Source organism: Arthrobacter sp. SLBN-53, assembly GCF_006715585.1.
Classification (GTDB): domain Bacteria; phylum Actinomycetota; class Actinomycetes; order Mycobacteriales; family Mycobacteriaceae; genus Mycobacterium; species Mycobacterium neoaurum_A.
In genome coordinates, this window is sequence record NZ_VFNN01000001.1 from 1,492,384 (window position 1) to 1,504,190 (window position 11,807).

Consider the following 11,807-nt stretch of genomic DNA (forward strand, 5'->3'; position numbering starts at 1 on the left):
GTCAGGGCTGTTTGACCCACTTGCCCGCGTCGCCGACGATGCCGACCGGCACCGCTCCGCTCAGGCTCACCCCGGCCACATGCGGGCCGGCGGCCACGATGGTGGTGTCCTGCAGGATCGGCAGCACCGTGGCCATCTCCCACAGCCGCGGTTCCACGGCGTCGATCACCTTCCCGATCTCCTCGGTGCCGCGCAGCGCGGCATCGATCCTCGGCTGGATGCTGCGGTCGCAGATCCCGGTCAGGTTACTGGGCGCCTGCACCAATTCGCCTGGACCACCAGGATTTTGGGGTTCAGCAGTACCGGATGTCGTCGTCGCTGCGGTTGACGGCACCGTGGTCGGTGACGGTTTCGGCGGCGGCGTCGGGCTGGCGGGGGTGCCAGATTCGGGCGTCGTGGTGGTCACGGTGACGCTGGGGGTGGGCGTGAGGGTCGAGACGGCGGTGGCCTCCAGCGCCGGGCAGCCGTAGCGCGAGGCCAGCGCGGTGGCCAGATCGCCGCCGGCATGATGCCAGCCGACGATCGCGTCGACCGAATTGTCCGCCAGCGCATCGCCATAGAGCTTCACCGGGTCCAGCGCGGACACCGAGGCCGTGATGCCCACACTGCGTAGCTGGTCGGCGGCGGTGTTGGCGACGGCGATCGAGGTGGGGTCGTTGGCGGCCACACCGAGCACCAATGTCAGCGGTTCACCGTCGCGCATGAGCTGGCCGCGCGCCTCATCGGGTGCCGGTGTTCCCGGCGTCGCCGTCGCGGTGGGAGATACCGGGGTGATCTGGTAACCGGAGTCGGCAAGTAGGGCCAGCGCATCCTGCTGGCTCATCGCCTGTGGGGCGGTGGGCACATAACCCGGATCCGACGGGGAACGCACCTGCGATTGCGCCAGCGTCACGGTGTTGTCCGAGCCGGCGCCGACGGCGGCCAGCAGGTCGACGTCGAGCAGGCCCAGCAGTGCCTTGCGCACCCGCAGATCGGTCAGTTCCGGCTGTTGGGCGCGCAGGGTCAGTTGCATCACGCGCGGAGTGACGATCCGGGCGGTGCGCACATCCGGGATCGCCGACAGCTGGGCGAACGCGGCCTGCCCGCCGTGCACCTGGGCTACCTGGGTGTCGCCGTTTCTAATCGAATCGGCCAGGACGGCAGGCGAACCGCCCCGCCGGAACAGGATCTGGTCGGGGGCGGCGGGCTGACCCCAGTACCGGTCGTTGCGGGCGAGCATGATCTCGTCACGCTGCGGGTCGATGCTCTCCACCCGGAACTGGCCGCCGGTGACCGGCAGAGCGCGCACCAGCCCGGCACCGAAGCTGCCCGGCATGTCTTTGACGATGTGCGCGGGCAAGATGTTGTTGAACAGCTCGCGCCAGGCGGGATAGGGCTGGGCGAACGTCACCACGGCGGTCTTCCCGCCCTCGACCGACTGGACCCCGGTGATCAGGTCATACCCCGCCGGGTCGACGACCCCGGGAACGCTGACCATCTGGCGCCACAGGTACCAGAAGTCGTCGGCACCGATGGGCGCGTTATCGGTCCAGGCCGCTTCGGGGCGGATCTTGTAGGTGACCGTGAACGGTTCCTCGTTGGTGACCTCCGCCGAGATCAGCAGGGTGGGGTCCATCTCCCAGCGGGACCCGGTGGGCGTGTTCGCGTCCGGGATCGGCCGGAACGAACTGGGCAGCACCAACGCGGCGACGGCGGCGTTCACCGAGGACTGGTCCGAGAGCAGATGCGGGTTGAACCCGGCACCGATCGCGTCGATGGCCATGATGATCTGCATGGCCTTCGCCGGCGGTGGTGGCGGGGTCTGCGTCGTCTCGGTGCTCTGCGGGGCCGGCGGCGGGCTGACCGTGCAGCCGGCCACCACCAGTGCCGACAGCATGGCCGCAAGCACGGTCACACGGTGTCGGGCTGTCGGCACGAGTTTCAGACTATCGTCGCTCAGCTGTTCTGCTGCTTGGCTCGCGACTTCGCGCGCGCCCGCAGGCTCGCCGTCAGCTCCACCTTGCGCACCCGCACGATCTCCGGTGTGACCTCGACGCACTCGTCCTCGGCGCAGAACTCCATGGCCTGCTCCAGGCCGAGTTCCAGCGGCCGGGCCAGCGTCTCGAAGACATCGGCCGTCGAGGACCGCATGTTGGTGAGCTTCTTCTCCTTGGTGGCGTTGATGTCGAGGTCCTCGGCGCGCGGGTTGATCCCGACGACCTGGCCCTCGTAGGTGTCCTGGCCCGGCTCGACGAAGAACTGGCCGCGGTCGGCCAGCTGGGTCATCGCGAACGGGGTGATCTTGCCGGACCGGTCCGACACCAGCGAGCCGGTGTGGCGGGCGCGGATCTCGCCGGCCCACGGCCGGTAGCCGTCGAACACGGCGTTGGCGATACCGGTGCCGCGGGTGATCGTCAGGAAGTCGGTGCGGAAACCGATCAGCCCACGGCTGGGCACGATGAAGTCCATCCGCACCCACCCGGCGGCATGGTTGGTCATGTCTTCCATGCGGCCCTTGCGGGCGGCCATCAACTGGGTGATCGCGCCGACGAACTCCTCGGGAGTATCGATCGTCATCGCCTCGAACGGCTCATGCAGCTTGCCGTCGATGGTCTGGGTCACCACCTGCGGCTTGCCGACGGTCAGTTCGAAGCCTTCGCGGCGCATCTGCTCGACCAGGATGGCCAGCGCGAGCTCACCACGTCCCTGCACCTCCCAGGCGTCGGGCCGGCCGATGTCGACGACCTTGATCGACACGTTGCCGACCAGCTCGGCGTCCAACCGGCTCTTGACCATCCGCGCGGTCAGCTTGTGCCCGGACACCTTGCCCGCCAGCGGCGAGGTGTTGGTGCCGATGGTGACCGAGATGGCGGGCTCGTCGACGGTGATACGGGGCAGTGCGTGCGCATGCTCGGTATCGGCAAGCGTGTCGCCGATCATGATCTCCGGCATACCGGCGACGGCGACGATATCGCCGGCGATCGCTTCGTCGGTCGGGGTGCGCTCGACGCCGACGGTGACGAGCAGTTCGGTGATCTTGGCGTTGGTGATGACGGGATGCCCGTCGACCTCACGCATCCAGGCCACCTGCTGGCCCTTCTTCAGCCTGCCCTTGTAGATACGGACCAGGGCCAGTCGACCGAGGAACGCCGAGGCGTCGAGGTTGGTCACCAGCGCCTGCAACGGGGCCTCCGGATCGCCCTGCGGCGGCGGGATGTGCTCCATCAGCACGTCGAACAGGGGGTCGAGGTTCTCCCCGTCGGGGTTCTGCCCGTTGGCCGGTTCGGTGGTGCTGGCGATACCGGCGCGACCGGATGCGTAGAGCACCGGCAGACCGAGAGCGAACTCGGCGGCGGTCTGCGCCTCGTCGTCGAGGTCGGAGGCCACATCGAGCAGCAGGTCGTGGCTTTCCGAGACCACCTCGGCGATCCGGGCGTCCGGGCGGTCGGTCTTGTTGACCACAACGATCACCGGCAGGTGCGCGGCCAGCGCCTTGCGCAGCACGAAGCGGGTCTGGGGCAGCGGGCCCTCGGAGGCGTCCACCAGCAGCACGACACCGTCGACCATGGACAGGCCGCGCTCCACCTCGCCACCGAAGTCGGCGTGGCCTGGGGTGTCGATGACGTTGATCACCGTCATGGTGCCGTCCGGGTTCTGCCGGTGCACCGCGGTGTTCTTGGCCAGGATGGTGATGCCTTTTTCTTTCTCCAGGTCACCGGAGTCCATCAGGCGTTCAACGGCATCATCGCCACGGTGCGACAACGCACCGGACTGCCGCAGCATGGCGTCGACCAGCGTTGTCTTACCGTGGTCAACGTGCGCGACGATGGCTACGTTGCGAAAGTTAGGGCGAGAATCCACGTCAGTGATTGTCGCAGTGCGAGTACCCGATCACGAAAACGACGGGATTCAGCGGAAGGCGTGCGTGAAGAAGCTGCTCTTGGCCAAGCCGAAGAAAAAGTGCTGCCGTAGTAAGCCCCGGTGCAAGAAGTGCCCGCTGGTCCTGCACAAGGTACAGAAGGCTGCGCACAACGGGATACGGGGCAAGGATCTGGAGAAGGTGTACAAGCTCGCCAGAAAGGCCTAGTGAGCTGCGGTGATGCGGGTTTCATCCGGAGTCGCCGGCACATCGCGACGGCCCTGTCGGCGGTATCCGGGCGGCGGTGTGGACACCGTGGCACGGTGGCCCCGGCCACGCCGCGCGAGCCGGCCACAACGCCGGCCGCGCACCGGTCGCGACGATCCTCCGGGCGGCCCCGCACACCGCTCGGAATGTGCCGCATGTCACTACCTGCGGACTCGAGACCGAGAGTCTCCGACGGCACCCGCAGCGGCGTTTCCGGCAACCCGACACCGCGCCCGCCGGTGCACATCGACGGCGGCGAGCGCGCCGCCGAGCAAACCTGATCGCAGCCAGCGGACCATCGATTGACGGGCATCCGCACACGCCCCGCTACTGAGAACCTCTCAGATTCCCAATTATCTTGTTCGTCAATACATCTCGGACAGCAAAGCCCATAAAAAACCGCCGACGGCCCCGACCGGGGCGACCCCGGATGGTAACGTTCGCCGTTCCTGAGCGACGAGTAGAGCGACCATATTGGTCCGATGTGACGAAGGGTTCGAGCCGATGCCGGAGAACACCAGAAGCGTGTGGCGCCTCGCCACCAAGATGACCGCCATGGGCCTGGGCACCGCTGCCGTCGCCGCCGCGTTCGCCACCGTCGGCGCGGCCACGGCCGCCGCGGATGTCAAAGAGATCACCCCGCGACCCAACGTGACCAGTCGGCAGGCTTCGGAGTTCGACAAGAACGCGTTGCGTCGGTCGGGCCAAGGTGTCGCGCGTGGCGCGCTGGCCGACAACCGTCGCGCCGACGGCGGCGGCATCCAAACCCAGGGCGAGGTCCGCGACGGCGTCATCGCCGTGCCCGGCACCACCTCGAACCCCTTCGGCGTGCGCCCCAACGGACAGTTCCGGCGCGGTGCACCGCTGGGCAGCTGGTAACCAGCCTCATAGCGACAGCCTCAGCTCAACGCGGCCGTCAGCTCGGGTATCCAGGCACGGTCGGCAGGCACCCAGGCCAGCCCGTCGAGGTCGGCGGCACGCACCCAGCGCAATGCCTGGTGGTCATGGGGATGCGGACTTCCCGACCGCAGGGTCACCAGATGGGCGCGCATCGTCATCGTCGGGCTCAGCATCACCTGTGCGGCCAGCGCGTCGCCGACGCTGACCTCGACGCCGAGTTCTTCGCGCAACTCACGGGCCAGCGCGTCGGCTTCGCTCTCCCCTGGCGCCACCTTGCCGCCGGGCAGTTCCCACAGCCCGCGCAGTTCGACCGGACGTAGCCGCTGGGCCACCAGCAGCGCGCCGCCGGAAATCAGCGCACCCGCAACGACGATCTGCTCGGTCATCGGGCTCGACGGTATACCGTCGGATCCATGGCTGTATTGACCGACGACCGCGTCGACGCGGTGCTGGGCGAGCTGAACGGCTGGGAGCGCTCCGAGGGCGCGTTGCGCAGATCGGTGGAGTTCCCGACGTTTCTGGACGGTATCGGTGCGGTCAGCCGCATCGCCGAGCTCGCCGAACGGAAAGACCACCATCCCGATATCGATATCCGTTGGCGCACAGTAAAATTGGCACTGGTGACGCATTCCGAAGGCGGGATCACGGATAAGGATGTGGAGCTGGCGAAGGCGATCGATCAGCTGCTCGCCGACTGAACGGGCGGCTGCGGGCGGCCAACCATCCGAGGGTGAGCACGGTGGCCACCGGGTAGACCAGACCGGCCCAGGCCAACTGCCACGGCCTGCCGATCTCCCAGATGGTCGGCTGGGCGAAGCTCAGCAACCACGGCACGCCGATCAACGTCAGCACCAACCACCCCCAGCCGAGCACCCGGGCACCCAGGCTGTCGCGCAACGGTCCGTGCACCATCCAGATCATCAACGGGATCAACCACACCCAGTGATGCGTCCACGAGATCGGCGACAGCAACAGCCCGAACAGTTGCACGATGAGGATGCCGCCGAGGCGATCACCGGTGCCGATCGCGCGCCACGCGAGGACGGCGAGCATCGCGGTGAGCGCAAGCGCCACCAGCACGGCCGGCCCGTACCCGGCGTCATGGCCCACGATGCGCGAGATGGCGCCGCGCCATGACTGGTTGAACGAGGTGCCGATGGGCCCGACCCGACTTGCGTCGCCGAGCAGATCGGTGAAGTAGTAGCGGGCCTGCTCCCCCACCACCAGAGCCGACACGCCGATGGTGGCCACGAACACCACGGCCGAGAACGCCGCGACGCCCCAGCGCCGCACCCCCACGAAGTACAGACCGGCCACCGCGGGGGTCAGTTTGACACCGGCGGCCAGCCCGACCAGCAGACCCGACAACCACCACCGACTGCTCTGCACCGCCCACAGCACGGCCAGCACCAGCACCACGTTGATCTGGCCGTAGTCGAAGGTGCTGCGCAGGGGTTCGGTCCAGATTCCGACGGCGGTCCAGGCCATGGCCGGCCGGGTATCGGTGCAGCCCAGCAGGTTCAGGCTGATGCGCACCACACCGTAGAGGGCGGCGAAGATGCCGAGCTGCCAGATGAACGCCACCAGGGCAAAGGGCAACAGGCTCAGCGGGTAGAAGACCACGGCGGCGAACGGCGGGTAGGTGAACGGCAGCGGGAAGTCCGGGGTCTGCTCGGCGTAGACGTAGTCATACAGCGCGCCCGGGGTTTCCAGCGTGTCGGCGCCGCCCACGTAGACATGCAGATCGACGAAGTTCGCCCCGTTGGGTACCAGGTAGGTCCACGCCAGCCGGGCCAGGATGCTCAACACCAACAGCAGCGGCGCCCAGCGATGGAGCTGCGCGGTCGGGGAGGTGTCGCGGTCGGTGTTTACCGGCCCGACTCTATCGACCGAGATGCGCCGTGCCGCCGCGCTCCCGCCGAATGTGAACCCCGGGCGCCCGGGTACCTCAGATCCCGAAGAGGATCCGCGCTCGGCGCCGAACCGCTGACCGCGCCCGGAACGCGGTTCCGATCACCGTCGGCGCACGCCTCCGTAACGGTTGAATAAACCACACTCCTGTCACTTGAGTAACACCAGTAACTCGCTACCTTCGGTTTCAGACGTGCCGCCAACGAAACGGGGAGAACCGTGTCATCTTTCAGAAAACTCTTTGCCACCAGCATGATTGCCGGTGCAGGCGCGGCCGTGGCCGCGTTGACCCTGAGCCCGGCCGCCGTGGCCGAACCGGCTCCCCCGGCGCCCAACCCGCCGGCGATCCCCGGCGCGCCGAACGTGCCGTTCGCGCCGCAACTGGCCAGCATCCAGACCGTCGCCCCGCAGATCATCCAGGGTTTCGCCTCGGTGCTCACCGGCGGTAACCAGGCCCCCAGCACCCTGCCGGTCGATCCGATCACCCCGGCCGGCGCTCCGCTGACCCAGGCCGCGGCCACCCTGCCCGGCGCCGTGCCTGCCGCGGCGGGTCCCGCTGCCGCTGCCGCCCCCGCCGCCGCGATGGCCGGTATGCAGAACCTGGTGCCCGGACTCGCCGGCCTGATGCCGGCCGGCACCCCGCTGGCGGGTCTGCTGCCCGCGACCGGCGTCGCTCCCGCCGCGGCACCGGCAGCACCGGGTGCACCCGCCGCTCCGGCCGCGGGCCTGCCCAACCCCTCGGATGCCGCCCAATCGCTGGTGCCGATGTTCGTTCCGCTGTCGGGCCTGCCCTGATCAGCAACGCCGCCGACACAACCACCACCTAGCCAGGGGGAGACATGCCATCGATCCGGACCACGCTGACCAGCGCCACGGCCACCGCGCTCGTGATGCTGGGCGGGGGCTCGGTGATACCTGCCCACGCTGATCCGGCCGCGCCCATGCCGCTGCCGATCAACAATCTGCAGGCACCGGGACTACCGGCGATGGAGACTCTCGGACCCGCCATCCAGCAGGCCGCCGCCAACCCGGGCGATGCGGCGTCGATGCTGATGGCGGCCGCCGCCGCGTTCGCGGGAAACGCGGCGGCCCCGGCTGATTCGCAGAACCTGGCCACCGCGGTCAACCAATTCGCCGCCGCGCCGCAGGTACACACCCCTGCGGCCGGCGCGGGTGCCCAAGCGCACCTGCCCGCCGGGATCAACCCCGCCTACTCGGTGGGCCCGATCCCCGACGCCCTGCCCGCTGCCCCCGAGGCCGCCGTCGACGCGCCCGTGGTCCCGGCACCCGAAGCGGTGCCCCCGGCCCCCGCCCCGGCCCCGGCTCCCGCCGAACCGCTGGCCGCGGCGGCCGCACCCGCTCCCGCCCCAGGACCAGCGCCGGCACCGGGCGCGATGCCCGACTTCGGCCCGGACGCGCCCACCACACAAGACTTCATGTACCCGTCGATCAGCAACGGGTGCCTCAAGGACGGCGGTAACGTGCTGGCCGCCGCCATCTCGGTCGCCGGTCCGGCGAAGATTCCCGCGCCCGGCCCGGGGCCCGGCCAGACCGCCTACATCTTCACCGCCATGGGCACACCGGGACCGGCCGCCGAGCAGAAGCTGCCGCTCAATGTCACCTGGGTGAACCTGAGCACCGGAAAATCCGGCACCGCGACGCTCAAACCGCAGGCCGATATCAACCCGGCAGGCCCGACCACGCTGACCGCCATCGCCGACACCGGCTCGGGCAGCATCATGTCGACCATCTTCGGTCAGGTCACCACCACCGAGAAGCAGTGCCAGTTCATGCCCACCATCGGCTCGACGGTGGTGCCCTAGATCGGCTGCCTCAGTAGGCCATGAACAGGATCATCTCGCGGTCGTATTCACGCCCGGGATGTGATTCGGATAGATGCGCCTGCGCCTTGGCGACCAGGTCGTCCTCATCGGCGCCCTGAATGGCTTCTCCGCAGGGGCAGTTCAGATGTGTCTTGGCCATATGTCCACAATCGCATACGCACCAAGATGGTGAGCATGGACACCTACGACGTCATGCGTACAACCGGCGCGGTACGCCAGTTCACCGGCGAACCCCTGCCCGATGAGACGCTGACCCGCATCCTGGACAACGCCCGGTTCGCGCCCAGCGGCGGTAACAGGCAGGGCACCCACGTCATCGTGATCCGCGACGAAGCCACCAAGTCGGCGCTGGCCGATCTGAGCGTGACCGGCGCGCGACGCTATATCGCCCAGAAGCGCAACGGCGAAAGCCCGTGGAATCCCTTGCACCCCATGGGCGTGTCCGATGAGGACCTGGCAGCGGTGCAGGTGCCGCGGGCCACCCATCTGCTCGACGCCGAGGTGCTGCTGGTGATCTGCATCGACCTCGGCGTGGTCGCGGCCTTCGATCAGGACCTCGACCGCATCGGCGTGGTGGCGGGCGCCTCGGTGTATCCGCTGGTGTGGAACATCCTGCTGGCCGCGCGGAACGAGGGATTCGGCGGTGTCCTGACGACGATGGCCATCGCCGAGGAACCGGCGGTGAAGCAACTGCTCGCGATACCCGATGACCACGCGCTCGCCGCGGTGCTGCCGCTGGGTAAGCCCGTCACACAGGTCCGCAGGCTCACCCGCAAACCGGTATCGGAATTCGTCACCCGGGAGCGCTTCGACGGCCCCGCGTTCTGAACGTCGGTCCGCGACGGTGCACCCAGATCGAGAAATCAGCCAAAAGTTCGATCCGTACGCACCGTCGGTGCCCAACACGCGTTGACTCTGCGGTGACGGCGAGCGCTACTCGCACTTCCGCGCCGTGAGCGCAGAGTCAGCTGGTGTCAGGCCTGCTTCGCAGCCTTCGGGGTATACGGCTCAGGCCTGCTTCGCAGCCTTCGGGGTATACGGCTCAGGCCTGCTTCGCAGCCTTCGGGGTCGACGGCTCAGGCCTGCTTCGCAGCCTTCGCGGCGGCCTTCATCTTCTTCTTGTACGCCCGCACCTCCTGCAGCGAGTCGGCGTCGACGACGTCGGCCACCGACATGTGCGTGCCCGCCTTGCCGTAATCCCCTGCCGCGGTGCGCCACCCCTTCGGCGTCACGCCGTACTGCTTGCCCAGCAGCGCAAGGAAGATCCGCGCCTTCTGATCACCGAAACCGGGCAGCCGCTTGAGCCGGCGCAACACCTCCGCACCGTCGGGATCACCCTCGGTCCACAGCCGGCTCACCTCACCGTCGTACTCGTCGACGATGGCCTGGGCCAGCGCCTGCAGCCGAGTGGACATCGAACCCGGGAAGCGGTGGATCGCCGGGGTTTCCGAGCACAACGCGGTGAACTCGTCGGGGTTGTAGTCCGCGATCACCCGTGCATCCACCTCACCGATGCGGTCGGCGATCTTCTTCGGCCCGGCGAACGCCACCTCCATCGGGATCTGCTGGTCCAGCATCATCCCGACCAGCAGCGCGAACGGGTTGGATTCGAGCAACGCGTCCGACGCTGGATCTTGGGTCAGGCACAGATTCCCGGTCATGCCGGCAAGCCTACGACGTCCAGTTTCGCCAGAAGCGCCGACGGCAGCGCCACTCCTGCCAGACTGGAAGACATGAGCGCGGCGACCGCGGTGCTGCACCGGCTCCCCGAGATCAGGTCCTGGCAGGAGGACCTGTACCGCGATCTGCACCAGCACCCCGAGCTGTCCCATCACGAACACCGCACCGCACGACTGGTCGCCGACCGGTTGCGCGCCGCCGGTTACGACGTGCACGAGCAGATCGGAGGCACCGGGGTCGTCGGCATCCTGCGCAACGGCAGCGGTCGGTCGGTGCTGCTGCGCGCCGATATGGACGCGCTACCCGTCCAGGAGGCGACCGACCTGCCGTATGCGAGCACCGTGCGCAGCAGCGACGTGCCCGTCATGCACGCCTGCGGTCACGACGTGCATGTCACCTGCCTGCTCGGCGCCGCGACCTTGCTCGCCGGCGCCACCGAGCAGTGGTCCGGGACCATGATCGCGGTCTTCCAACCCGCCGAGGAGACCGGCGACGGTGCCCGCGGCATGGTCGAGGACGGCCTGGCCGATCTCCTCCCGCCGGTGGATGTCGCACTGGCCCAACACGTTTTCCCGATACCGGCAGGCCGGGTCGTGACGCACCCCGGCCCGTTCCTGGCGGCCGCCGACAGCATCCGGATCACCGTCTACGGCCGTGGTGCACACGGTTCGATGCCGCAGTCCGGGGTCGACCCGGTGGTGCTCGCGGCGATGATCGTGCTGCGCCTTCAGACCATCGTTTCCCGGGAGGTCCCCGCCACCGACACCGTGGTCCTGACCGTCGGCGCCATTCACGCCGGCAGCAAGAGCAACGTGATCTCCGACCGCGCCGTGCTGGAGGTCAATCTGCGCACCTATAACGACGGGGTCCGCGAGACGGTGCTGGCCGCGATCCGGCGCGTCGTCACCGCCGAATGCCAGGCATCGAATTCCCCGAAGGAACCCGATTTCGAGCTGTACGACCGGTTCCCCCCGACCGTCAACGATGAAACCGTCACCGCACGGGTCGGCGACGCCTTTACCGAGTTCTTCGGTGAACGACACGGGCCGATCGGGGCAGGCGCGGCCAGCGAGGACTTCAGCGACCTCCCCCGTGCACTCGGCGCGCCGTACACCTTCTGGGGCATTGGCGGCATCGACGAACACCGTTACCGTGAGGCGGCCGACTCCGGCCGCGTCGCCGAGGACATCCCGGTCAATCACGCACCGACATTCGCACCCGTCATCCAGCCCACCTTGGACACCGGCACCCAGGCCCTCGTGGTCGCCGCGCTGGCCTGGTTGACGACCTGAGCCGTTGTCGGTGGGCCGCCCGGTGACCTCGGTTCGACGTGGCCGGGAAGTACGCCTGCCCCGTTCAGTAGCCGC

The 11,807-nt window shown here is 68.4% G+C and carries 12 protein-coding genes; 6 read left to right on the forward strand and 6 right to left on the reverse strand.

What is annotated here, in order from left to right:
• Position 1 precedes the first annotated feature (1 nt).
• Both FBY28_RS07035 and typA read right to left on the reverse strand, forming a co-directional pair.
• Positions 2–1,915, reverse strand: coding sequence for an ABC transporter family substrate-binding protein (locus FBY28_RS07035; RefSeq protein WP_141865414.1), 1,914 nt, complete (start codon positions 1,913–1,915; stop codon positions 2–4).
• 20 nt (positions 1,916–1,935) lie between these two features.
• Positions 1,936–3,840 carry a translational GTPase TypA gene (gene typA / locus FBY28_RS07040; protein ID WP_141865416.1) on the reverse strand — a complete coding sequence of 635 codons (1,905 nt, stop codon included), beginning with the start codon at positions 3,838–3,840 and terminating at the stop codon, positions 1,936–1,938.
• A gap of 769 nt (positions 3,841–4,609) precedes the next feature.
• On the opposite strand from typA, the gene FBY28_RS07050 reads away from it, so the two are divergent.
• Complete coding sequence (locus tag FBY28_RS07050; protein ID WP_141865418.1) at positions 4,610–4,984, forward strand: hypothetical protein; 375 nt, start codon at positions 4,610–4,612, stop codon at positions 4,982–4,984.
• A gap of 20 nt (positions 4,985–5,004) precedes the next feature.
• Here the strand turns inward: FBY28_RS07050 and FBY28_RS07055 are convergent, their stop codons facing one another.
• A complete protein-coding gene (locus FBY28_RS07055; RefSeq protein WP_141865420.1) occupies positions 5,005–5,391 on the reverse strand; it encodes a (deoxy)nucleoside triphosphate pyrophosphohydrolase in 387 nt (128 codons plus the stop codon).
• Between the two features lie 27 nt (positions 5,392–5,418).
• Here FBY28_RS07055 and FBY28_RS07060 point away from each other — a divergent pair, with 27 nt between their 5' ends.
• A complete protein-coding gene (locus FBY28_RS07060) occupies positions 5,419–5,703 on the forward strand; it encodes a 4a-hydroxytetrahydrobiopterin dehydratase (RefSeq protein ID WP_141865422.1) in 285 nt (94 codons plus the stop codon).
• On the opposite strand, the gene FBY28_RS07065 is transcribed toward FBY28_RS07060, so the two are convergent.
• On the reverse strand, positions 5,648–6,817 hold the full coding sequence (locus tag FBY28_RS07065) for a mannosyltransferase (RefSeq protein WP_286177826.1): 1,170 nt from the start codon (positions 6,815–6,817) through the stop codon (positions 5,648–5,650). The two genes, FBY28_RS07060 and FBY28_RS07065, sit on opposite strands and share 56 nt — an antisense overlap.
• Positions 6,818–7,168: 351 nt before the next feature.
• On the opposite strand from FBY28_RS07065, the gene FBY28_RS07070 reads away from it, so the two are divergent.
• Positions 7,169–7,711, forward strand: coding sequence for a hypothetical protein (locus tag FBY28_RS07070; protein WP_141870090.1), 543 nt, complete (start codon positions 7,169–7,171; stop codon positions 7,709–7,711).
• A 44-nt stretch (positions 7,712–7,755) separates the two neighbouring features.
• On the forward strand, positions 7,756–8,739 hold the full coding sequence (locus FBY28_RS07075) for an Rv1157c family protein (protein ID WP_141865426.1): 984 nt from the start codon (positions 7,756–7,758) through the stop codon (positions 8,737–8,739).
• 10 nt (positions 8,740–8,749) lie between these two features.
• Here FBY28_RS07075 and FBY28_RS07080 read toward each other — a convergent pair whose 3' ends face one another.
• A complete protein-coding gene (locus FBY28_RS07080; protein WP_019510838.1) occupies positions 8,750–8,899 on the reverse strand; it encodes a DUF1059 domain-containing protein in 150 nt (49 codons plus the stop codon).
• A 35-nt stretch (positions 8,900–8,934) separates the two neighbouring features.
• On the opposite strand from FBY28_RS07080, the gene FBY28_RS07085 reads away from it, so the two are divergent.
• Entirely contained in the window at positions 8,935–9,588 is a 654-nt protein-coding gene (locus FBY28_RS07085; RefSeq protein WP_141865428.1) for a nitroreductase family protein, read from the forward strand.
• Positions 9,589–9,836: 248 nt separating this feature from the next.
• On the opposite strand, the gene FBY28_RS07090 is transcribed toward FBY28_RS07085, so the two are convergent.
• Complete coding sequence (locus FBY28_RS07090) at positions 9,837–10,421, reverse strand: HhH-GPD-type base excision DNA repair protein (RefSeq protein WP_141865430.1); 585 nt, start codon at positions 10,419–10,421, stop codon at positions 9,837–9,839.
• Between the two features lie 72 nt (positions 10,422–10,493).
• Between FBY28_RS07090 and FBY28_RS07095 the strand changes: the two genes are divergently transcribed.
• On the forward strand, positions 10,494–11,732 hold the full coding sequence (locus tag FBY28_RS07095) for an amidohydrolase (RefSeq protein WP_141865432.1): 1,239 nt from the start codon (positions 10,494–10,496) through the stop codon (positions 11,730–11,732).
• Positions 11,733–11,807: the final 75 nt, after the last annotated feature.